Genomic DNA, 23,968 nt, shown 5'->3' with positions numbered 1-23,968 from the left:
CATGACCCAGCAGGGCACCGGCAGTGCCGTCGCCGTGAGCGAGCCGACGGCACCGGAGGGCACGGGCGCGGGCGCGGGCGCGGAGCTTCCGCCCGTGCCCGACGACATCCGTGAGGCCGGCCGGCTCGCCCCGGACCACTGGCTGGGGGCCGTCGATCCGATGTGGTCCGGTCAGGAGAGGCCGCCGCGGTGGGCGATGCCCGGCCGCTGGCGGTCCGGCCTCGACGGCGAGATCGTCGAGTGGGAGGAGAACCCCGACTACCGGCCGTCCCCCCTCGCCCTCGGCTGGCCCGAACCGGAGGACGAGGTGGACCACGCCGTCCAGCTCGCCTCGACCGGCTACGGGCCCGGCGAGGCGGTGCCGGCCGCGCTCGTGGGCCGTGAGGTCGCCGTGCTGACCGGACCGGACGGCGGTCCGCTGAGCGCCGCGACCCCGGAGGGAATCCCCGTCGTACCGGTGTTCACCTCGCCCGCGTTCCTGCACACCGCGGGGCGCCTGGCCTTCGAACTCGTCGGTGTCGCCGACCTCGTGCCGCGGATCCCCGGGGGGCACGCGCTCTATCTGAACCCCTCGGCCGCGGTGGGCATGCTGCTGGACGTCGACGCCGTACGTGACGCGATCCGATCGGGCACGGAGGACGGAGCGGACGTGCGCGGGCCGTCCGGAGAGCGGCACAACGGTGCGCGGCAGCGGCCCGCGCGGGTGCTGACCGAGGCCGTTCACCCGGTACGGGGGACGGACGCGTGAGCCGCTGGCCGTCCGTCGTCCCGCGCCGCGGCGGCAGGTCCGGTGCGGGGCGCGGAACCCGGCGCCCCGCCGCCGAGCCGCACGGCGGCGCCGGAGACCGGAGGGCCGTCGGTGCCCCGCCCGTCGAGGACGTCGACGGCGTCCTGCTGGTCCGCTCGGTCGACGACGACTCCTTCCCGCTGGACACCCTGCTCGAAGTGGCGGGCGCCGTCGGCACGGAGGAGGACGTCGTCACGGTGATCGTCGGCTCCGCCGCCGGAGGCGGACCCGCCGGTGCCGAGCACTGGGCGCGGCTCGGCGTTCTGCTGGACACCCTTCGTTCGCAGGGCACCGACCGGGTCCGGCTCGTCATGCCCGGCGCCGGGGACGACCGGCCCGAGCGGCCCAGCGTCGCCCGCCGGATCGCCGACGCCTGGGAACTGGAGGTCATCGCCCCGGACGGGACCGTACTGGTCACCCCCGGCGGCGTGCTCTTCGTCCACGGCACCGCCCGCCCCGGACCCGGATGGTGGCGGTTCGCGCCCGGCGAGGCACCCCGCAAACTGGGCCCGCGTGCCCCCGCTCCCGCATGGCAGGAGGCGCTGGGCCGGGTGCCCGTGCGCACCACCGGCGGCTGCGTGGTGGACCGGATACCGGCGGGCGTGGTGATCCGCCCGGCCGAGGCCCCCGGCCCGGCCCCCGACGACCTGTGCTTCGCGGTGCCCGTCGACTTCGAACGTCCCACGGTCCTGGTCGGTGCCCCGCAGGCGGAGGACGTCGCGGCCGACGAGGTGGCCGCCGTGCTCGCGACCCTGCCCGTGGCCCAGCGCTCCCGTGTCCGGCTCGCGCCGGGCGGCCGACGCGACCTGCTGCGGCTCGGCCAGTCCGTTGCCGACCTGCTGGGCGCCGAGATCGAGGTGCTCACCGGCCTGCCGCTGATCGCCGACCACGCACCGCCCGGAACGGGCCCCCGGCCGACCCTGGTGGGACGGGACGGCCGGCCGAGCTGGCAGCCGTTCGTGTCCGCCGTGGTCTGCGGACCCACCGACGCCGAGGGCCGTACGCCCGCTCCCCGGCCGGTGGCCACCCACATGCCCGACTGGATCCTCGGTGGCACCGAACCGGGGACCGTACGGCTGACGGACCGCTGGCAGGCCACCGTCACCCGGGCCGGACTCGCCCTGTGGGCACCGGACGGCCCGCGTCCCGGACCGGTGGGCCCGGCCGTGGACCCGGAGGTGTGCGCCATCGAACTGGGCATGCCCGGCCAGCCGTTGGACGGCTCCCTGCTGTCCGCGCTGTCCCGGCTGCTGCGCGGCCTCGGCGCCGACACCCGGGCACGGGCCACCCTGCTGGTGCGCGGCCGGCTCGTGGGCGGTGACGGCGAACTGCGCCGGCTGGCCGCCGAACACGGCGTGCCGGGCATCCGCTACGTCACCGCCGCACGCCGCGCGGGCGTCGGTACCGCGGCCCGCCGACCCGGCACGGCCCCGGCCGGCGTGCCCGGGGAACATGCCTCCGCCGCGTCGGCGGTGCCCCCGCCGAACCTCCGGCTCACCTCCTTGCCGGCACCCTCGCAGGCCGGACGCCGGCCCGGGACCGGGCCGGCGTCCGGCCAAGTGGCAACGGCCGGAGCGGCCGCCGCTCAGGCCGTTGCTCCGGCGAGCGGCAGGCCGCTCGGCCGCCCCGCACCCGGCTCCACCGCCAAGTCGTCCCACTCGTACGGAGGGTCACGGTTGGGTGAGGACACGGGGCGTTCCGGTGGCACCCCTGGACGGACGACGCCGGAAACCGCCCCGAACGGCGGCACCGGGAAAGGAACGACACGGAACGACAGCAAGCCGGCTGTTCCCTCCGGTGGTTCACGTGCCGGTGAGGGTGGGGGTCGTGATGGTGGCGGGGCCGGGGTGGGGCCGGGTGGGTGTGCGGCGTCCGTGGCCGGTGCGGTGCCGGGCAGGGGTCCGGTGGGGACGGCGAGGTTCTGGCCGGGGGGCGGGTGCCTGAGGGAGAGCCGGCTGTTCCCTCCGGTGGTTCACGTGCCGGTGAGGGTGGGGGTCGTGATGGTGGCGGGGCCGGGGTGGGGCCGGGTGGGTGTGCGGCGTCCGTGGCCGGTGCGGTGCCGGGCAGGGGGTCCGGTGGGGACGGCGAGGTTCTGGCCGGGGGGCGGGTGCCTGAGGGAGAGCCGGCTGTTCCCTCCGGTGGGACGGCCCGTGCGGCGTCGGAGCCCCAGGCCGGCGGCAGCCGGGCCGTACCCCCGGGGACCGACGCCGAGGGCACGGCCACGGAAACGGGCACGGGCGAGGCGTCGCGCGGCGCCGGAACCGGTCGCAGGGCGCCGCAGGCCGAGACACGGCCGTCGTCCGCTTCGGCGCCGGCTCCCGAGGTGTCGCCGGGCCCCGCCGCGCCGGCGTCCGGGACCGGAGCCGGTCCCGGGACCGGGATCCCGGGCACCCCGCCCCCGCAGGCCGCCCCGATGCCGGTTGCCGCGCCGGCCCCGGCCGCCCCGAAGCCCCCGCCCCGCCAAGCGCGTACCGCGCACCTCCCCTTCGTCCCCGGGCATGTCAGCGGGGCCGCCGAGCGGGCCGCGTTCCGGGAGTTCGCGGCGGGGGTCTGGGAAGCGCACGCCGCCGCGGTCTCCCGGCTGCTCACCCGGATGCCCGCGCTGCGCGGCCACGAGCTGGAGGCCGCGCGGATCGACCTCGTCGCGGCGCACGCCTACCTCACCACCGAGGAGGGGCCGTTGCACCATCGCGAGCTGATCCGGGACCTGCACTCCGGCGAGGGCCGCCTGCTGCCCTACGCCGGATGCCTGGCATCCGCCCTGCGGCGGCTGCCCTCCTACCGCGGAGTGGCACTGCGCGGCGGGGACCCCGCCGGGCCCGAGCCCGGGGTCGGCACGCTGCTGCAGGACCCCGGCCCGGTCAGCACGCTGGCCGGAACCCCGGCGCTTCCCGCCGGGGCCGCCGTACGGTACGCGATCTGGTCCGTCACAGGCCGCAAGGTACGGCAACTGACCGACCGGCCCACCGGATCCGCGCGGACGAACGAAGAGATCGTCTTCGTGCCGGGGACCGGTTTCCGGGTGCTGGGGGTACGGACCGTGCCCGCAGGCCCCTCGGTGGTGCTGCTCCGTGAGCTCCCCGGGAACGCGACCGCCTACATGGACGGGTCGGAGGAACTGAGCGGACTGGACCTGAAGGCGCTCGCGCACCTCGAGGAGACGCTCTCCAGGGAGGACCGCGTCGGTGAGGGCCGGGGCTGGCCGGAACGCTGCACCGGGCCCGTGGGCCAGGACGGGTAGCGACGGGCGACGGGTGACGCGTGGGGAACCACTCCACCCGGTCGGCCCACGGACAGGGATCACCACCGATCACGTACACAGTCCAAGGAGAATGATGACAAGCAGCCAGAACCGGTCGTCCCCGGACGGGCCGGAGCGAGAACCCCATGCCACGGGCGCTTCGTCCGTCCGCCGGGCGGTGTCCCTGGGCCCGGCCGCGGCCGACCCGGGCGCGATGCTGGCGCCCGCCGTACGGCCGTCCGCCGCCCCGGCGAGCGGTACGGGCGCCCATGAGGGAAACGAAGGCGACGAGAGCAACAAGAGCGAGGCGGCACCCGCGCAGTCCGCCGCAGTGGGCACCACGGGCACCACGGCCGCGGAACCGACCACGACGGCCGACCCCACCTCCACCTCCTCCACCTCCACCACCACCGCGACGACCGCGGTCACGACGGCCACCGCCGGCACGGCCGCCGCGCTCGCCGCGCAGCCGCAGGCGCGCGCGCAGGCGGCCCCGGAGGCCGAGGGTTCGGCTCGCGGCATGGCGGCAGCCGGTGGCGCGGCGGGCGCAGCCGGTGCGGCTGCCGCGGGCGGGGCGGGCGAACCGCCCTCCGGCAAGCCGAAGAAACCGCTGCTCGCCGCCGCCGGTATCGCCGGCGCCGTCCTGCTCGCCGTGCCGCTGCTGATCTGGGCCACGGACGACGGCAAGACGAAGAAGGACAGCGTGGAGGTGGCCGCAGGTTCCGACACCCTGCTCGACGAGGAGCCCCTGGACGTGCCGAAGGGCGCGTACGCCCCGGCCGAACCCTCGCCGGAGCCGTCGACCGAGAAGCCCGCGGCCAAACCGGCCCCCGTCGTCAAGGCACCCGTACCGGTGCTGACGTCGGCGCCGCCCCGTGAGCCGGTCGAGAAGAAGGAGACGGCGGAGAAGGCGGAGACGGCGGAGAAGGCGGAGACGGCGGAGGCCGAGGAGAACCCGCCGCCCAAGCTCCCGGGGAACACCGCCGGGGCCGCCGTCCAGCGTCTCGCCGCGGCGAACCCGGGCCGGCACATCTGCTACCGGGCCTATGCCAAGGACATCGGCTGGCAGACCCCGCGGTGCGACGGAGCCGTCGCGGGTGTCCAGGGCAAGGGCATCACGGCCCTGAACATCGCGGTGTCGGGGACCAAGGGCCTGTCCGCCAACGAGTTCATCCAGAAGGACGGATGGACGACCAAGTGGGAGAGCGCGGCCAACGGCGTCGACCTGGTCCTGGGAAGCTCCGGGCAGAGCGCGCCGAACATCAGCGGCTTCACCATCGACGTCGGTGAGGGCCACGTCTGCCAGAACCACCGCGTCGGCGGGCACGGCTGGGGCGGCCTGGCGTGCGACACGGTCGACCCGTGGGTCTTTGGCGGGTCGACGGAGCCGCACCTCTGGCTGGAAGTCGTCCGGTTCACCGTGTGAGCGGGATGTGAGGGGTCCGACAGACGGGCGAACGCCCGCCGGTGTGTTCCTCCGGCGGGCGTTCGCCCTCACCTCACCGCGCGGCCGGGCGCGGCCTCACAGGGCGGCCTGCTGCCGCCGCGCGGGCGGCAGGTCCTCGGGCAGCAGCGTGGTGAGGTCGGCGAGGCTCGGCGACCGGAGCCCGCCCAGTCTGCGGGCCTGGCTGGTCATCATGGACTCCAGCAGTTGCCGGGCGAGCCGGGCGTTGCCGAAGGACCGGTCGCGCGGGATGGCGTCCACATGGGCGCGCAGCGCCGCGAGGGTGTCGTCGGCGCACTCGTACCCGGAGGAGGCCGCGTGCCGGGACACGATGGTGACCAGCTCGTCCGTGCTGTAGTCCTCGAACTGCACGTACTTGGAGAACCGCGAGGTCAGACCGGGGTTCGAGGCGAGGAAGCGCTCCATCTCCTCGGTGTATCCGGCGACCACGACCACGATCTCGTCGCGGTGGTCCTCCATCAGTTTCAGCAGGGTGTCGACGGCTTCGCGGCCGAAGTCGTGGGAGGACCCCTCGGGGGTGAGGGTGTAGGCCTCGTCGATGAACAGCACGCCGCCCAGCGCGCCCGTGAAGACCTCCTTGGTGCGGGCCGCGGTGTGGCCGACGTACTGGCCCACCAGGTCCGCCCGCGCCACCTCCACCAGGGAGGCGCGGGGGAGCACCCCCAGCGAGTGCAGGAGCCTGGCGTAGAGGCGGGCGACGGTGGTCTTGCCGGTGCCGGGCGGCCCGCTGAAGACCAGGTGGTTGCTGATCCGGGGGGCGGGCAGCCCCGCCGCGATCCTCTGCCGGGCGTTGGACAGCAGGCTCACCAGGTCGGTGACCTCCCGTTTCACGGCGCCGAGGCCCACCATGGCGTCGAGTTCGGCCATCGGGTCGACCGCGTCGTCCCCGGTCCGTCCCGTGCCGCCGTCGCCTCCGACGGTCGCCGCCTCCTCGTCCCCGACGTCCTGCGGCAGCAGCAGCGTCAGGTCGTTCTCGGCCGGGTCCGCCATCGCCGCGAGGCGGAACGCCTGCCGGTCCACCATGTCCTCGAACACCCCGCGGGCCGCACGGCCGTTGCCGAAGGAGGCGTCGCGCGTCATCGCCTCGAAGCGTACGGACAGGGCCTGACGGGTCAGCGGTCCGAGCTCGAACCGGTGCTGGGCGCACATGGACTCGGTGATGGTCACCAGCTCGTCCACCGCGTAGTTGTCGAACTCGATGGTGCGGGTGAAGCGGGAGGCGAGACCCGGGTTGGCGGACAGGAACGACTCCATCTGTTCGGAGTATCCGGCCGCCACCACGACCACGTCGTCGCGGTGGTCCTCCATCAGTTTCAGCAGGGTGTCGACGGCTTCACGGCCGAAGTCGTGGGAGGAGCCCTCCGGGGTGAGGGTGTAGGCCTCGTCGATGAACAGCACGCCGCCCAGCGCGCTGGTGAACGCCTCGGTGGTCTTGATGGCCGTACCGCCGATGATCTGGGCGACGAGGTCGGCGCGGGCGACCTCCACCAGGTGCCCGCTGCGCAGTACGCCGAGGTCCGCCAGGATGCCGCCGTAGAGGCGGGCGACGGTGGTCTTGCCGGTGCCGGGCGGCCCGGCGAAGATCAGATGCCGGCTCATCGACGGCACCGGCATGCCGAGCCGGCGGCGGCGCTCCGCGAGCTGGTTCAGGTTGACCAGCGTGTTCACCTGGTGCTTGACGTTGTCCAGTCCGATGAGCGCCTCCAGTTCGGCCAGCGGACTCTGCGGCCCCGACTCCCTGCCGGAGCCGCCCGTGCCGCCGTCCCCGCCGCCCAGATCGGCGCTCTCGCCCCAACTGTCCGCGAGACCGTTGTCCGCGCTGGTCAGCAGGTCGACCGAGAGCCGCTCGCTCGCACGGCTCTGGCGCAGGCCCGCGCCGCGGTTGTCGCGCACCACGCACCGGGTGACGTCCACCGGCTCGGCGCTGTCGATCCGTACGCCGTCGCCCGTGCTGCCGACGACCTCGCAGCCGATGAGCGCCGCCCGGCCGCCGTGCGCCACCTGGATGCCGTGGGCCTTCGCACCGCTCACCCTGACCCGCTCCAGGGTGATCTCCGCGCCGTCCCGCACGGTGATGCCCGCGTCGGCGCTGTCGTTGACCTCGCAGTCCCGCAGGAGGCCCCGGCCGCGCTCGCCGACGACGACACCCGAGCGGGCGGCGGAGGTCAGCACGGTGTCGCTGACCTCGGGGTCGGCGTCGTCGTCGATGCTCAGGCCGCAGCCGCCCGCGGACTCGACCTCGCAGTGCTCCAGCCGGCCGCGGCCGTCGTCGGTGATCTCGATGCCGTGGCCGCCCGCCCCGACCACCCGGGCCCGGCGCAGCAGGGGGTTGGCGGCGGAACGCACCGCGATGCCGACGCCCGCCGCGTCCCGCACCTCCAGACGGTCGAACTCGGCCGTGGAGTCGTCCGCGAGGAGTACCGCCCCGCCGGTGTCGGCGCAGTCGCTCACCACGGTGTCCCGCAGCAGTGGGGCACTGCCCTCGACGACACGGATCGCGGCCTCCGTGGAACTGTGGAACGCGCAGCCCTCCATGGTGCCGCGCGAGCGGTCCAGCACGAGCAGTCCGCTGTTCTTGGTGCGCCGGGTGACGCACCGGGCCAGCAGCGGGTCGGCACCGCCGGAGACGACGACGGCGCTCTGCGCGATGGATTCGAAGGTCGTCTCCTCGATCTCCGGCCGGGACATGCTCGACACCAGCAGGCCCACCGAGGTGTGGTGGACGGTGCACCGCAGCACCCGGGTCGAGCTGTGACCCTCCAGAGCGATGGCCGGCTTGTCGGTGCCGGAGATGTCGCAGCCCTCCACGGTGCCCCTGGCCTCACCACTGGCGAGGACGCCGTTGGCCCGCGCGCCCCGGATGCGGCAGTCGCGCACCAGAGGCGAGGCCGTCTCGCCGATGACCACCGCGGACGTGCCGAAGTTCTCGAACACACAGTCCTCGACGATGCTTTCGTTCTCCGAGGAGTCGACGAGCCCCGCGCCGCCCGGGTTGCCGATCCGGCAGCCGCGGGCGGCCAGCGAGCCCTTGCCGCGCACCAGCAGCGCCGTCCAGCCCGCGCCGGTCACCGTGCAGCCGTCGAGGGCGGCCTGGCCTGCCGGCACGTCGACGACCGCCGCCTCCTTGTCGCGGCCCCGGATCGTGAGACCGCTGAGCATCACGGCGTCGGCCATGAGGCTGACGGCGGTGCCGCTCCGTGGGCAGAGTTCCACCGTGGCGGGCTCGCCCTCGCCGACGATCGTCACCCGGTTGCGGATGACGAGGTTCTCGGCGTAGCGGCCGGGACGCACCCGGATCACCGCCCCGGTGCGCGCCTGGGCCAGTGCCTCACCGATCGTCCGGTAGCCGTCCGACCGCTCCGGGTCGACCGTGAGTATGTGCCGTGCCACGCGCCTCGAACCTCCTTGTGTTGCCGCGACTTCGACTCGCCGTGCCCGGGGCCTGTCCGGTGGATCAGGCCGTGGACGCGGCGTGCGCCCAAGCATGTCATGTGCATATCATGCGCTTCATGTGGAATGTCATGAAATACCGGTGTGCGCGTCTCGCGCCGGCCGTCGCCGTCGCCGTCGTCCTGCCGGTCACCTGGGGGACCGCCCTCGCCGCACCGGCCGCGCCCCACGCGTCCGGAGCCCCGTCGGCGACCTCCGGCGACGATCCGGGGACCACCCTGCTGCCCCCGCTGCCCGTCCGGCTCGGCGAGGGCAATCCCTGCACCGGGGAGTCGGGCGAGACGGCCACCATGGCGGCGTGGTCGCAGACCGCACTCGGGCTGCCGCGGGCCCAGCGGATCACCCGCGGCGGCGGGGTGACCGTCGCGGTGGTCGACACCGGCGTCGCCCCCGGCGTCCCCGGCCTGTCCGGGCGGGTGACGGCCGTCGACGGCGCCGGCGAGGACTGCGTGGGCCACGGCACCTTCGCCGCCGGCCTCATCGCCGCCGCGCCCCGGACGGGCAGCGGCATCACCGGCGTCGCCCCCGAGGCCCGGATCCTCGCCCTGCAGGGCACCGACGACCGCGGTGTCCCCTCGGTGGAACGTGCCGCGCTCGGCATCCGCGAGGCCGCGGACCGCGGCGCGAAGGTCATCTACGTCGGCCAGGCGCTGCGCACCGGACGGGCCGAGCTGACCGAGGCCGTCGCCCACGCCACCCGGCGCGACGCCCTGGTCGTCGCCCCCGCCGCCCCGGACGCCGTGACCCGCGAGGAACGCGGACCCGACGGGGAGATGCCCGAGGGGCCGTACTGGCCGGCCGCCGTGCCGGACGTGCTGGCCGTCGTGGACTTCGGGGCGGGCGGCGTACGGCAGAAGAACGCCCCGCCCGCCCACGAACCCGACCTGGCCGCACCCGGCAGCGGCATGGTCAGCGTCGGGCCCGAAGGCACGGGCCACTACATCGGCTCCGGCGCCTCGCTGGCCGCGGCGGGCACCGCGGGTGCCGCCGCCCTCGTCCGCGCCTACCGGCCCGAGCTGACCGCACACGAGGTCTCCCGGCAGCTCCTCGCCGCCGCCTACCCGTCGGACACACCCCGGCTCGACCCGTACGCCGCCCTGACCGTCGTCCCGGACCAGAACACGGCGTCCCCGGCCGCGCCGGTCCCGGCCCACATGCCCGCCCCGGCCGACCCGACCCCCCACCGGCGCTCCCTGACCATCGCCGCGGCGGGCCTTGCGCTCGTCCTCCTCCTCGCAGCCGCCGCCGCGGTCGTCCCCCGGGGCCGGGCCCGCAACTGGACCCCGCCGGGCCCCCGCACCCGGAACACCCCCACGGGCCGGTAGCCCGCACCCGGCACCGCTTTCGACAGCGGGCCGGGAGCCGGGGCCCGAAGGGACGACGGCCGGGGCGGGCGGGCGGACGTCGAAGCGCATCCGGCGCATCCGGCGCATCCGGCGCATCCGGCGCATCCGGCACACCCGGAGCCGCGAACCCGTCCCCGGGCACGACGGCAGCCCGGGGACAGCACGGCTGATGACGTGGTGGCTCGCCACCGCCGCCCCGGTGCTCCCCGCCCCGCCCCCGGCCTCGACGCAGGCCGCCGGCCCGGCGACACCCGGCCGGGCGGTGGCCGGGTACGGGAAGGGCCGGTGCGCGGGGAAACGCGACCGGTGCCGCGAAAGTCGGAGGGGCCCCCTCCCCGGGTACGGCCGCCCGGCGGCGCGGGTGTGGGTGTCCTCGGCCGGTGTCCCGGCGGCCTCCGTCCCGCTCAGGGCCTCGGCCCGGGGCGGGAGGGCCGGGAGCCCGGCGGGCGGCCGGGCCGGGGTGCCCGGCCGCGCCGTGACGGTGCCGGGGCGGTGTGCGCCCCGATGCCTTCGGCGGCCCCGGAGCGGCGAGTCCGCCTGCGGGGCCGGACGGCCGCAGGCCGTGCGGACCACGACACACGGGCTTGTCGCCGGAGCCGGTACGGCCCCGCCCGTTCCGCTCCCGCGCCCCGCGTGCCCGGCGTGCCCGGCGTGCCCGGCGTGCCCGGCGTGCCCCGCGTGCCCCGCGTGCCCGGCCGCCGGCCGGGCCGGGGCCCGGCCGGCGGTGGGGTGGAGCGCGGGGTGGAGCGCGGGGTGGGAAGGGAGCATCAGCTGGGGTTCTCCACCAGGGCGGTCTGGATCTGGACGGTCTTGCGGCGGGCTATGCGCACCGCGCGGCCGGGAATCAGTTCGCGGCCCTTCACACTGCCGAAGAGGTAGCCCTCGCTGGGCGGGCAGGACATCAGCAGGCCGGGCGTGTTGACCTCCTGCAGCCGGCGCAGCAGCGACTCGTTGAGGCCGCGCCCGGCGCCCGCGGAGGAGCGCGCCACGATCAGGTGCAGGCCGACCTCGTGGCCGAGCGCGAGATGGTCCAGCAGCGGGGCGAACGGCTGCGACATGGGTCCGCTGCCGACCATGTCGTAGTCGTCGACCAGGACGAACAGCCGCGGCCCCTGCCACCAGTCGCACAGCCGCATCCGCGACGGCGCGATGTCCTCGCCGGGCACCCGCTGCCGTACCGCCCTGGCCGCCCCGTCCACGAGGTCCTTCAGCATGTCCGTGGAGACCGCGTGGCCGAGCCGGTAGGGCTCCGGGACGCTCTCCACCAGCTCCCGCCGGTAGTCCACCGTCATGATGCGGGCCTCGGAGGGGGTGTACCGCTCGGTGATGCCCCGGGCGATCACCCGCAGCAGGTTCGTCTTGCCGGACTCGCTGTCACCCACCACGATCATGTGCGGGTTCTCGGTGAAGTCGTGCCACACCGGCGCGAGTTCGTTCTCGTCCAGGCCGATGGCGATGCGCAGGCCCTGAGCGCCCTGTGGCTCGGGCAGCTCCTCGACGGGCAGCGAGGCCGGCAGCATCCGTACCCGGGGCGCGGTCGGCCCCGGCCAGTTCTCGCTGATCGCCGAGACCAGGCCCGCGACCCCGTCGGCGAGGTCGTCGGCGTCCTCGACCCCGTCGACGCGCGGCAGCGCCGACAGGTAGTGCAGCTTGTCGGAGGTCAGGCCCCGTCCCGGGCTGCGCGGAATCGTCGCCGCCTTGCGGGAGTCGATCTGCGAGTCCATCGGGTCACCCATCCGCAGCTCCAGCCGCGTACCGGTCTGGTCGCGCACCGAGGACGACAGCTCGACCCAGCGGGCGGTGGTGATCAGCAGGTGGACGCCGTAGTTGAGCCCGCGGGCGGCCAGCGCGTTGAAGGTGGGAAGGTGCCGGTCGAAGTCCTGGCGCACGGTCGACCAGCCGTCGATGACCAGGAAGACGTCCCCGTGGGGCTCGTCCGGGAACTCACCCGCCGCCCGCCGCTTGCGGTACGTGGGCATGGAGTCGATGCCGTGCTCCAGGAAGAACCGCTCCCGCCTGCCGAGCAGCGTGCTCACCTCGGAGATCGTCCGGCCCACCCGCTCGGTGTCCACGCGCGCGGCCACCCCGCTCATGTGCGGCAGCCCGTCCAGCGCCGCGAGCGTGCCGCCGCCGAAGTCCAGGCAGTAGAACTGCACTTCGCGCGGAGTGTGGGTGAGCGCCAGCCCGGTGATGAGCGTCCGCAGCAGGGTGCTCTTGCCACTCTGCGGGCCACCGGCGATGGCCACATGACCGCCGGCCGCCGACAGGTCCACGGTCAGCAGATCGCGCAGCTGGTCGAACGGCCGGTCCACCACACCCACCGGCACGGTGAGCCGGCCCCGCAGCGGCCAGTCGGCCGTCGTCAGGCCGTGGCGCGCGTCAGGCGCCAGCGGAGGCAGGACCTGGTCCAGGGTGGCCGGCGCGTCCAGCGGCGGCAGCCACACCTGATGGGCGGGCGGCCCCGAACCGCGCAGCCGGTCCAGCGCCACCGACAGCAGCGTCTCGCCGCTCCCCGCGTCACCGCCCTCCCCCTCGGGACCCTCCGCCTCTTCCTCCTCGCCGGGCCCACCCGCGGGATCCGGGTCGGCGGGCGCGCGCGGCACCACCCACTGAGCCGTCCACGGCACCACCTGACGGGCCACCTGCGCCTGCACGAGGGCACGCCGCCGCCGGTACGGGCCGGAGACGTACGCGGCACGGAACCGGGTCAGCGCGTCGACACCGCTCTTGAGGAAACCGGCACCCGGCTGCGCGGGCAGCTCGTACGCGTCCGGCACCCCCAGCACACCCCGGCTCTCCATCGCGGAGAAGGTCCGCAGACCGATCCGGTAGGACAGATGGCTCTCCAACTGGTGCATACGGCCCTCGTCCAGCCGCTGCGACGCCAGCAGCAGGTGCACCCCGAGGCTGCGCCCGAGGCGGCCGATCATCACGAACAGTTCCATGAAGTCACGGTGGGCGGACAGCAGCTCGCTGAACTCGTCGACCACCACGAACAGGCTCGGCAGCGGCTGCAACGGCACCCCGGACTGGCGCGCCTTCTCGTACTCCAGGGCGGAGGTGTAGTTGCCGGCCGCCCTCAGCAGCTCCTGGCGGCGGATCAGCTCGCCGTGCAGGGCGTCCTGCATCCGGGCGACCAGCGACACCTCGTCCGCGAGGTTGGTGATGACCGCGGAGGTGTGCGGAAGCTCGTCCAGGCCGAGGAAGGTGGCACCGCCCTTGAAGTCGACGAGGACGAAGTTCAGCGTCTCGGACGAGTTCGTCAGCGCCAGCGACAGCACGAGGGTGCGCAGCAGCTCGCTCTTGCCGGAACCGGTGGCGCCGATGAGCATGCCGTGCGGACCCGTACCGCCCTGCGCGGACTCCTTGATGTCCAGCTCCACCGGCCGGCCCTCACCGCTGACCGCGATCGGCACCCGCAGCCGGGCACTGCCCGTGTACCGCTCCCACAGCGTGGCCGGCTCGTGCCGGTGCAGATCGGGGATGTTCAGCAGCGAGGTCAGCTCGACGTCGCCGGAGAACGGCTTCGCGTCGTCGCCGCCCATGCTCATCCGGTACGGCGCGAGCAGCCGGGCCAGCGCACGCGCCCCGACCGGCCCCAGCCGGTCGGGCCTGCCGAGCACCGTCGACTGCTCCTTGCGGTCCCGGTCGGTGCGCACCAGCGCGACGCCGTTCTCCTCCACCTCGAGCCGCAGCGTGGTCCGTCCGGGCTTCCAGGCCAGGGCCCCGGACAGGTCGAGCACCACCGCGTTGCGGAACCCGTGCCCGTCGAACCGGTGGCCCGCGGGCACCGTGCACCCGTCGACCACGATCACCGTGTACGGCTCCTCACGCCCCGGCACCGCGTCCGGGTCGGCGCCGGGCCGCTCGTGGAACTCGGCGCCGAGCAGGCCCTCCAGCTCGTTGAACGCGGAGGCGATCATGCGGGTCGGCCCGGCGCCGTCCTCCTCGTGCCGGTGCAGGCTGTGCGGGAGCCACTTCGCCCACTCCCACCCGGAGCGCCGCTCGTCCGAGACACCCAGCACGATCCACAGGTCGTCGGGGGAGTGGAACACCGCCAACTGCGCGAGCAGGGAACGCGCCAGAGCCCGCACGTGCTCCTCCTCGCCCCGCAGCAGCACCTTCGACCAGGCCCGCAGGTAGATCGCGACGGGCTGGTCCCGCACCGTCGAGTAGGCGCGGGTGAAGCTGCGCAGCGCGTGCGCGGACAGCGGCTCCAGGTCCTCCACGGGCTTCGTCGACAGCGGCGTCAGCTTCATCGCGAGGCGCTGGTCGCCGACGCCCATCCGGACCTCCGCGAAGTCCTCGTCGGACGCCCGCCGTTCCCACAGCCGGGTGCTGCGCACCAGCGACGACAGCGCGTCGGGCTCGGGGTGGCGCCAGGCCAGGGCACGCTGCTGGTCGACGACGGACGCCCGCACCTTGCGCCGGGTCTGGCGCAGATAGCGCAGGTAGTCGCGGCGCTCGCCCTTCATCCGCTGCTTGCGCTCGCCGTTGCGCCGCATGACCTGACCGAGCATCATGCCGGCGGACGCGATCACCATCACGCCGAGCGCGATGTAGATGAATCCGCCGCTGGACCGGCTCATGCCGGGCCGCATGAACATCAGCATCATGGAGACCGACATCAGTGCCATCGGCAAGTATGTCCATACCGCGGAACTGTCCGGCACGACTTCCGGAAGGGTCGGCGGTTCCTGGAGACTCAGCTCCCCCGAAGGCAATTCCGGTCCTCTGCGGCGCGCCGGCCTGCGGAACAGGATCACGCTCAACGAATGGCCTCCTCAATGATCTCGGAACAATTCCGCGGTAACAGCACGGGATTGTCCGGTGTCCGCCCGCACGCGCCCGCCGGAAAAAGCCCTCCGTGAAGTCCACCTCGGAGTCCGCCGCGAAGTCCGCCACGAAGTCCGACGGGGCGCGGGAGAGACGAAACGTCGGAGCGCAATGCGTCACAGTCCCGCGCCATGACTGCGGGAAAATTACCGCAGGGTTCCTGGACGCTGAATTCTTGACCGGTGTTGCGAAAAGGCCCGGCCTGCCGTCAAACTCGTCGGCGCGTGCCCCGTCCGACGTCCTGTCGCGATCGAGCGACCGACCGGTGTGCCGCTGCCACCTTCCAGCCACCGCGCAACCCGTGGCCCGCCAGAAAGCGTGAACCCGAACCCATGACGGACACTGCCCATGACTGACATCCAGGCGGCAAGCCTGTGCCGCGTCACCGTACGTGCTCCGGCCAGGACCGTCGACCTGGCCGTGCCCTCCGACGTCCCCGTCGCCGATCTGCTGCCCACAGTGATCGGTTACGGAGGGGACGACCTGGAGGAAGCAGGCCTGGAGCACGGCGGTTGGGTACTGCAACGCCTCGGCGGCCCACCGCTCGACCCAGAGAGTACCTTGGACTCCCTCGGTCTGCGGGACGGTGAGGAGCTTTGTCTCCGCCCCCGCACCGAGGCGTTGCCCGAAGTGCACCTCGATGACCTGGTCGACGGCATCTCGGGCACCATGCAGCAACGCCCGCACGGCTGGAGCCCCGAGGCCGGCCGGCGGCTCCTGCGCGGCCTGGCCGTGGCCGCCCTCACCCTCGGCATGGTGCTGCTCGCCCTGCCGGGAACCGAGGGCTGGATCCGGGCCGTCGCCGCCGGCGCCGCCGGACTGCTGCTGCTCGCCGGCGCCGGCTCCGCGACCCGGGCCGTCGGCGACGCCGGAGCCGGTTCGGCGCTCGGCCTCATGGTCGGTCCCTACTTCGCCCTGGCCGGCTGGCTGCTGCCCGGCGGCGACCTGGGCGGAGCCGACGGCGAAGCCGTCCTGGGCGCACGCCTGCTGGCGGCGTCGGCGGCCGGCGGCGCGGGAGCGGTGCTCGCCCTCGCGGCGGTCGGCGTGCACCCGGCGCTGTTCATCGGCGTGGCCTGCGTCGCCGCGGCCGGAGCGCTCGGCGCCACCCTGATCACCCTGAACCTGGCGCCGGACCAGGCTGCCGGGGTGGTCGCCGTCGTGGTCGTCCTGTTCGGCGGGTTCGTCCCCTCGCTGTCGTTCCGGCTCTCCGGCATGCGGATGTCACCGCTGCCCACCAACGTCCAGCAACTGCAGCAGGGCATCGACCCGTACCCCGCCTCCGACGTCGAGGCGCGGTCCATGCTGGCCGACGACTGGATGACCGCCTTCTACGGCGCCGTCGGCCTCGTCTGCCTGCCCTGCCTGGTGGCGCTCGCCGCCGACCCCGGCCTCGCCGAGATCCTCACCGTGGTCGCCCTCTCGCTCCTGTTGCTGCTGCACAGCAGGGGGCTCGGCAACGTCTGGCAGCGTCTCGCGCTGACCACCGCCGGCGCCTGGGGCGTGGTCCTGCTGCTGGCCGTCTTCGCCCGCTCCCTCGGCCCGACGGACCGGCTGACCCTCACGGCCGGCCTGATGGGCCTCGCGGCCGTCCTCGCCATCGCCTCGTGGACCGTCCCCGGCCGGCGGCTCGTCCCTTACTGGGGGCGCGCGGCCGAACTGCTGCACTCACTTGCCGCCATCAGCATCCTGCCGCTGACGCTCTGGTCCATGGGCGTCTACGGCCTGCTCCGCGGCATCAACGGCTGAACCCGGGAGAACGGCGAGCATGCACAGCAAACGGGACCAGGTACAGGCGCACCTCTTCGTCATGGGGAGGCTGGCATCGGCCATGCTGCGGGCCGAGCCCGACGACCCGGAGAGCCCCCTGGGCCGGACCAACCGCGGCGCCGCGATCGGCGTGGTCATCGCCGTGCTGGTGTGCGCCGGCGCCTTCGTCTTCGGCCTCATCCAGCCCGGCGGCAACAACTCCTGGCGCTCCGGCGAGAACCTGGTCGTCGACAAGCAGACCGGCGCGCGCTACCTGTACCTCGACGGGCGGCTGCGCCCGGTCCGCAACTACGCGTCGGCCCGCCTGATCGCCGGCGGCGACCTCGGCGTCACCACGGTCGGCACGTCCTCGCTGGCCGGCACACCGCACGGCACCCCCATCGGCATACCCGACGGTCCCGAGGCACTGCCGTCCACCGGCGACCTGGACCGTACGCCGTGGCTGGTCTGCTCGGGGGTCCGCCCGAGGTCGACCGGTGTCGTGACGGCCACCACGACCCTCGCCCTGGGCACCGACACACCGCACAACGCCCCCGGCGCACGGCAACTGGGCGAGCGGGACGGCCTGCTGGTCACCGGACCGGACGACTCCGCCTACCTGCTGTGGCAGGGCAGCCGGCTCCGGCTGGACGAGCGGGCGAACGCGGCCGAGGCCCTCGGCTACGGAAGTGTCGCCCCGCGCCCCGTCTCCGCCGCCTTCCTCGACTCCTTCCCGCAGGGGCCCGACCTGTCCCCGGCCGACGTACCGGGCCGGGGCGAGGAGGGGCCCGAACTGGCCGGGCGCGCCACCAGGGTGGGGCAGCTGTTCCGGGTCGAAGTGCCCGGCTCGGCCCCCCGCTACCACCTGCTCGCCAAGGAGGGCCTGGTGCCGCTCACCGCCACCGGCGCGACCCTCCTGCTGGGCGACCCGCTGACCCGGGAGAAGGCGTACGGCGGCGCCGCGACCGTGGCGACACTCGGGGCGGACGCACTGGCCGGGCATCTCGCCCCGGGCTCCGCGAGCGCCGCGGTGAACGCGGCGAAGCTGCCCGAGACCCCGCCGAAGGCGGTCGTGGTCGGCGCCGGCTCCGCCGCCTGCGCGGCCGTCGACTCCGCGGACGGCGGCGTCCGGGTCGGCGCGTCCGTGCTGCCCGAGAACGCGCTGCCCGAGCCCGTCCAGCCGCCCGCCGCCGAGGTCGTACCGGCCTGCCTGAAGGTCGACTCCATCGCGGTACGGGCCGGGAAGGGCGCGCTGGTAAGGGCGTTGAGTGCGAGCGGCAGCGCCCTGGGCGACACCACGTACCTGGTGACGGACACGGGTGTGAAGTACCGGCTGCTCTCCCAGGAGGGCGTCAGGGCGCTGGGCTACGAGGGCGTCGAGGAGCGGACCATGCCGTCCCCGATGCTGGCCATGCTGCCCAGCGGCCCCGACCTCACCCCCGAGGCGGCCTCCTCGGGCGAGGCCCGGGTGACGCTGCGCTGCCCGCGCGCGGAGGGGACGAGCGGGGACCAGCGGGAGCGGTCCGGCCCGGGGTAAATCATCCTGCAGGGGAAATCTTGGATTCGCGACGGTCACCTCGCGTTAATGCGGGCGACCGGCGGTGCCGTACGGAAGGAGGTGATGCCCGATCTGTCCGGCCGGCGTCGCGCCGCCGCTCAGGTGAGCGCCGCGAATTCTCCATCCGTGCTCAATAGAGCGCCGGAAACAGGGATATGGGGGTCCCCTGGACGTCCTGACGGCAATTGCCAAACAACTTGCGGCGCGCATAGCATTTGGCCACTCCCATGACCCGGCGAACCGCCTGGTGTGTGCAGGGGCACCCTGTCTGCCCGCGGGGTGACATGGGATCCACAGGTCGGTGAAATTCACCGAAAGGGAGTTCTCTCATGGCCATGCAGCAGTCCGAAGAGCAGGCGACCCGCAACGGGATCATGGCGCTGGAACAGGCCTTCACCGGTGTCCAGCGCTGTCAGCAGGACGTCCAGTCGACCTCGCACACCCTCGCCGCCCATTACGGCGGTGCGGACGGCGGCAAGTACAAGTCGCTCCTCGAGCAGTGGGACAGCCACGTCGACACCATCCTGATCAACCTCGACCGGATGGTCGACGAGCTCAACTCCACCCTCACGGAGCACGGCCTGGTGCAGGGCTCGTCGAGCGACATCATCGACCAGGAGTACTCGCGCTCCACGGCCGTGTTCGACGAGCTCAACGGCACCAACACCCACAGCAACTGACGTCCCCGGCCGACGCGGCCGACGCGGCCGGCCGTCCCGCCGCGGGCGTCGGCGCGTGCGTCCGGCGGCGCCTGCCCGCGCCGCTCCACCACCCCGCGGCAACGCCCCGCACACGCCCACGGCCGTCACTGCCCGGCGTCACGGTCCCGCCCACAGGCCGTGCCGCGCACATCTTCCGTAACCCGCGGTTCCCGCGGCGAATCGAGGAATTCCGATGGACTTCTCCGACGGTTACATCTACGTCGACTACAACCACGCCGAAGGCGCGGCGGACGACATGGTCGGCCAGTCGCAGGCGATCATGAGCATCCTGGCCAACCTCGAGATGGAGCTAACCGAGCTCAGGAACAGCTGGATCGGTGACGACCGGGACGTGTACAGCGAGGTCCAGGCGAAGTGGGACAACGCTGTCGAGAACATCAAGAACCTGCTGGCCAACCACTCCGGCCTGCTCACCGACATCTCCTCCAACTACCGCTACACGGAGCAGAACCTGTCGCAGCGGTGGGGCGACATCCGCATCGGAAGCCGCTGACGACTGCCGGTGACGGAAGGGTGATGACGTGGCCGTCACGGTCCTCGACAGCGAATTCCTGAGACAGTTCATCAACCACCAGATCACTGACTTCAGGAAGACGCTGGAGAACATCCTCAAAGACGACACGCATGCCGGCCCGGCGATCTCGTACATCGCGGACGCCATCTCGACCACCACGATCGACGCCGCGAAGCCTCTCGTCATCGGGCTCATGGCCGGAGAGAGCAGCGCGGTCGGCGGGGGTGCCCTGAACGGGGTCATCCAGAAGGGCGCGGGCGAGGTCGAGCGGATCCTCGAGGCCCAGGGAGTCCTCTTCGAGGACCTCGAGGAGGCCCTGTGGGACACCATCGACCAGCTGGCCAAAAGCCAGAACAAGAACCTCGAGAGCATCACCGCGGACGAGTTCATGGACATCTTCGAGGATGTCGACAGCGACTTCGACAATCCGGGCGCCCCCGACGAGGACTGACCGGGTCACCCGACAGCAGGTGACCCCGGGCGGTTCGACGCACACCCGGTAGTTCTCCTCCCCACCACCTCGCGGAGCTCGGCGATGGCCAACCCCGAAGACAACAACAACGACAACTGGAAAAAGGCAGTTGACATGCTCACCGGCTACATCCTGCCGGAGCGGAGCACGTTGTTCGAAAATCTGAAGGGCAACGACGACATCCCGTTGATCCACGTCCGGCTGGACAGGGAAGGCGGACCGGGATATTCGTCCGGGTTCCTTTCCCCCAGTGGCTGGAAGACGAAGAACACCGACTACACCCTGCCGTTCTACCGTCCCAGCAGTGACACGGAGGACGTGTCCGAGGGCAGCAACCTCTACCGGTACCGGGCGTACATCACCTTTCTCGGTTCGGGCCAGGCCTGGCCGCCGAGCGGCGACGACATCATCCCGGGCTACACGAAGACCAGTGAGGTCCTGAAGGACAAGGGAGGCTGGAACAAGGAGGGGGAGAAACTCGACTGGGACACCAACCCCCTGGTCCAGTACCTCTACGGTTCCCGGGACGCCCTCTCGCAGCTGACGATGTGGCCCTACTCCACCCACGGGTACACGAACCGTGACCTCAAGGTGGACGACGCCAACTACGTCGACCTGCGGTCCTTCACGGAGGCCGCCAAGGCGTTCGACCGGGTCGTCAAGTTCTTCGAGGACAGCCAGGTCACCGTCGGCACGTGGGACACCGAGGACATCGGAGAGGGCAGTGAGTCCTGGGACGGCACCTCGGCCGCCATTTTCAAGGAACTCATCCACAAGCTGGCACGCAACTACGAGGGGTACGCGGACCAGCTCAACGGTGACGGCGGTGAAGGCTCCGCCCTCACCATCGACGGTGTGACGGTGACGTCCGAGCCGGCCCGCGCCCTCGCCGAGGCCCAGCAGATCATCCTCACCCAGGCGCAGAACCTCTACGACGCCTGGGAGGCGTGGAAAGCCGAGAGCAATCCGCAGCGCTGGCTCTACGACATGCTCGAGGACGCCCGGCTGACGCTCTTCGACACCCAGTACGACAAGACCGACATCGAGACGGTGAGCTACGGCTCCGGGCTGTACACGTCCTGGCACAACAACGTGGTGGCCACGGCCGGCTTCCAGAACGACATCGTCATCGAGGGCAAGTCGTACGGCAGGCCCAGCGAGATGTCGACGTGGAAGGCGATCGGCGACGAGGCGGTGCGCCGGTGGGAGCAGTCGGTGCAGGACTGGCTCAGCACGGCTGGCGCCACGGCCATTGTCGAGATCCACAAGGCGTTCAAGACGGCTCAGGACGCATTCGACGCCAGCGTAACCGACAGGGACAGCCGGCCTCTTTCGGAGATCTCCGCCGAAGCGGAATCGGACGCCGAGAAGAAGAAGGCGAAAGAAGAAGCGGACGCCGCCAAGGCGCAGGCGGACAAGGAGAAGGCCGAGGCCAAGGCGGAACGTGACGCCGAGAAGGCCGCCCTGGAGAAGGAGAAGGAAGAAGCCAAGGCGGAGGCGGAGCAGGAGAAGGCGGCGGCCAAGGCCGAGCGTGACGCCGAGAAGGCCGCCCTGGAGAAGGAGAAGGAAGAAGCCAAGGCGGAGGCGGAGCAGGAGAAGGCGGCGGCCAAGGCCGAGCAGGAGGCCGCCAAGGCCGAGGCGGACAAGGAGAAGGCACAGGCCAAGGCGGAGGCGGAGCAGGAGAAGGCGGCGGCCAAGGCCGAGCAGGAGGCCGCCAAGGCCGAGGCGGACAAGGAGAAGGCACAGGCCAAGGCGGAGGCGGAGCAGGAGAAGGCGGCGGCCAAGGCCGAGCAGGAGGCCGCCAAGGACGAGGCGGACAAGGAGAAGGCGCAGGCCAAGGCGGAGGCCGCCGAGCAGCAGGCCTTCGTCCTCGCCCAGAACCAGAAGGCTCAGGACGAGGCGAAGAAGGAGCGCGAACGGGCCCAGGCCCAGAACGACGCCGACCGCGCCGAGGCCAAGGCCGAGCAGGAGGCCGCCAAGGCCGAAGCCGCCGCGGAGAAGGAAGCCGCCAAGCAGGAACAGGCCCAGGCGAAGGCCGAGGCCGAGAAGGAGCAGGAGGCCGCCAAGGCCCAGGCGGAGCAGGAGAAGGCGGCGGCCCGGGCCGAACAGGAGGCGGCCAGATCCGAGTACGAGCAGGACAGGGAAACCGCCCGGCAGGAGCAGGCCGACGCCAGGGCCGATGCCGAGGCCCAGCAGGAGCAGGCCCGCCGCGAGGCGGTGGTCGAGAAGCAGCAGGCCAGGCTGGAGGCCGAACAGGCCAAGGCCGAGGCGCAGGCCGACTACGAGGAGCAGAAGGCCGAGGCGCGTGCCGAGCGCGAGGCCGCCGTACGGGAGGCCGACCGTCAGGAGGAGGCGGCCAGACAGGAGTACGAGCGGGAGAAGGCCGCCGCCGGGGAACAGCGGGACCAGGCGCGGGAACAGGCCGAGCAGGAGCGGGCGCAGGCACGCCAGGAGTACGAGCGCGAGATGGCCGCCGGCGCCGACGAGGCCCGCGCCCGGCAGGAGTACGACGACCGGATCGCGGAGATCGACGCCGCCGAACGGGAAGCCGTCGAACGGGCCGACGCCGCCGAGGCCGACGCCAGGAGCGAGTACGAGCGGGAGAAGGCCGCCGCACAGGAGGAACGGGACCAGGCGCGCACCGACGCGGAGCAGGCACGTAAGGACGCCAGGGCCGAGTACGACGAGCGCATGGGCGACATCCAGGCCGAGTACGACCGGATCAACGCCGACGACAAGAACATCGACGAACTGATCCGCCAGCGCATCGCGGACCTCCCCGAGCCTCCCGACCTCTCCGCCTACAACTCCGGCGGCACACCCGCCGGATCGGCCGGATCGGCGTACTCCTCCGTCTTCGCCGACAACCTCTACAACCAGGACGACCTCTCCTCGGCGCTGGGTCGCCCGCAGAGCGGTGACAGCCTGGCGGCCGCCTCCGCGGACGGGACCGGCACGGGAGCGGGATCGCCGGGGATGTATCCGCCGATGGCGCGGGGCGCCGGCGGCGAGGCCGGTGGGAACTCCGGCGAGCGTGTCAGGAACGTCATCGAGCCGGGCGTCGCCCGGTCCGCCCGGGTGGCGGCCGGCACACCGACCGTCGACGACGAGGAACACCGCGTCGTGTCCAAGGGCACGCAGACCAGCAGCAGCATGCCCTTCATGCCGCCCATGGGAGGCATGGGCGGGGCGGGCGAAGGCAGGCCGCAGACGGAGAGCGGCGACAGGGAACGCACCACCTGGCTCGCCGAGGACGAGGACATCTGGGGCACCGACGAGGGGGGAGCGCCCCAGGCCCTGGGGCGCTGACGGGGAGGAGACCGAGTTGAGTCAGTCGATGGAAGACCGTGTGGCCCAGGCGATGGCCCACCTCAGGGCGGCGGAGGCGGCCGCGGCTTCGGCGCGCGCCGAGCTGGACGCCGCGTCGGTCACCGCGCGTTCGTCGGACCGGTCGGTCCGGGTCTGTGTCGGGGCGAAGGGCGAACTGACCAGCCTGGAGTTTCTTGACGGCAAGTACCGGACCATGGCCGCCCCACAGCTGTCCGCGGCGGTGCTGGAGGCCGCCAACGCGGCACGGGCCGAGATGGCCCGCCGGGTCGTCGAGACGCTCGACCCGCTCACCCGGATGACCTCGCGGGGCGCCGCACCCGAGCGGATGGGCGTCGACTGGGGGTCGGTCTTCGGCTCGCTGCTCAGCGAGACCTCCGTGACGAAGGGGCGGCCGACCGCGATGAGCCGGCTCCGCGACGAGATCGTCGAGGACGAGGAAGAGCCCGCGGCCCCGCCCGGGATCCGCGGCACGGACGACCGGCGGCAGGAGGGGATGTAGTC

General features: G+C 73.1%; 14 protein-coding genes. 12 read left to right on the top strand and 2 right to left on the bottom strand.

Going from position 1 to position 23,968, the window contains the following annotated elements:
* Position 1: 1 nt before the first annotated feature.
* From HUV60_RS09235 to HUV60_RS09220, 4 genes are all read left to right on the top strand, one after another.
* Positions 2-748 (top strand): type VII secretion system-associated protein, encoded by a 747-nt coding sequence (locus HUV60_RS09235; protein WP_257847875.1) that lies wholly within the window; start codon positions 2-4, stop codon positions 746-748.
* Entirely contained in the window at positions 745-3,486 is a 2,742-nt protein-coding gene (locus tag HUV60_RS09230) for a hypothetical protein (protein WP_269441159.1), read from the top strand. Before HUV60_RS09235 ends, HUV60_RS09230 begins: the two co-directional genes overlap by 4 nt.
* Positions 3,381-4,028, top strand: a complete 648-nt coding sequence (locus tag HUV60_RS09225) for a hypothetical protein (RefSeq protein ID WP_269441158.1) — start codon at positions 3,381-3,383, stop codon at positions 4,026-4,028. The genes HUV60_RS09230 and HUV60_RS09225 overlap by 106 nt, the downstream gene beginning before the upstream one ends.
* Before the next feature lie 94 nt (positions 4,029-4,122).
* Positions 4,123-5,454, top strand: a complete 1,332-nt coding sequence (locus tag HUV60_RS09220; protein ID WP_257847877.1) for a hypothetical protein — start codon at positions 4,123-4,125, stop codon at positions 5,452-5,454.
* A gap of 96 nt (positions 5,455-5,550) precedes the next feature.
* Here HUV60_RS09220 and HUV60_RS09215 read toward each other — a convergent pair whose 3' ends face one another.
* Entirely contained in the window at positions 5,551-8,883 is a 3,333-nt protein-coding gene (locus HUV60_RS09215) for a right-handed parallel beta-helix repeat-containing protein (RefSeq protein WP_257847878.1), read from the bottom strand.
* 119 nt (positions 8,884-9,002) lie between these two features.
* Here HUV60_RS09215 and HUV60_RS09210 point away from each other — a divergent pair, with 119 nt between their 5' ends.
* Entirely contained in the window at positions 9,003-10,268 is a 1,266-nt protein-coding gene (locus HUV60_RS09210; RefSeq protein ID WP_257847879.1) for a S8 family serine peptidase, read from the top strand.
* Between the two features lie 788 nt (positions 10,269-11,056).
* Here the strand turns inward: HUV60_RS09210 and eccCa are convergent.
* Complete coding sequence (eccCa, locus tag HUV60_RS09205) at positions 11,057-15,055, bottom strand: type VII secretion protein EccCa (protein ID WP_257850114.1); 3,999 nt, start codon at positions 15,053-15,055, stop codon at positions 11,057-11,059.
* Between the two features lie 418 nt (positions 15,056-15,473).
* Here eccCa and eccD point away from each other — a divergent pair, with 418 nt between their 5' ends.
* From eccD to HUV60_RS09170, 7 genes are all read left to right on the top strand, one after another.
* On the top strand, positions 15,474-16,871 hold the full coding sequence (gene eccD, locus HUV60_RS09200) for a type VII secretion integral membrane protein EccD (RefSeq protein ID WP_257847880.1): 1,398 nt from the start codon (positions 15,474-15,476) through the stop codon (positions 16,869-16,871).
* A 19-nt stretch (positions 16,872-16,890) separates the two neighbouring features.
* Positions 16,891-18,408 (top strand): type VII secretion protein EccB, encoded by a 1,518-nt coding sequence (eccB, locus tag HUV60_RS09195; RefSeq protein WP_257847881.1) that lies wholly within the window; start codon positions 16,891-16,893, stop codon positions 18,406-18,408.
* Positions 18,409-18,758: 350 nt separating this feature from the next.
* A complete protein-coding gene (locus tag HUV60_RS09190; RefSeq protein ID WP_257847882.1) occupies positions 18,759-19,109 on the top strand; it encodes a hypothetical protein in 351 nt (116 codons plus the stop codon).
* Positions 19,110-19,323: 214 nt separating this feature from the next.
* Positions 19,324-19,644: a WXG100 family type VII secretion target gene (locus HUV60_RS09185; protein ID WP_257847883.1), complete on the top strand. Its 321-nt coding sequence runs from the start codon at positions 19,324-19,326 to the stop codon at positions 19,642-19,644.
* Positions 19,645-19,672: 28 nt separating this feature from the next.
* Entirely contained in the window at positions 19,673-20,116 is a 444-nt protein-coding gene (locus HUV60_RS09180) for a type VII secretion system-associated protein (protein WP_257847884.1), read from the top strand.
* 84 nt (positions 20,117-20,200) lie between these two features.
* Positions 20,201-23,446: an AAWKG family protein gene (locus HUV60_RS09175; protein ID WP_257847885.1), complete on the top strand. Its 3,246-nt coding sequence runs from the start codon at positions 20,201-20,203 to the stop codon at positions 23,444-23,446.
* A gap of 28 nt (positions 23,447-23,474) precedes the next feature.
* Entirely contained in the window at positions 23,475-23,966 is a 492-nt protein-coding gene (locus HUV60_RS09170; RefSeq protein WP_257847886.1) for a YbaB/EbfC family nucleoid-associated protein, read from the top strand.
* Positions 23,967-23,968: the final 2 nt, after the last annotated feature.

Source organism: Streptomyces sp. KMM 9044, assembly GCF_024701375.2.
GTDB lineage: Bacteria > Actinomycetota > Actinomycetes > Streptomycetales > Streptomycetaceae > Streptomyces.
The sequence above is the reverse complement of the archived record's forward strand: the minus strand, read 5'-3'. Positions and strand labels throughout refer to the sequence as shown.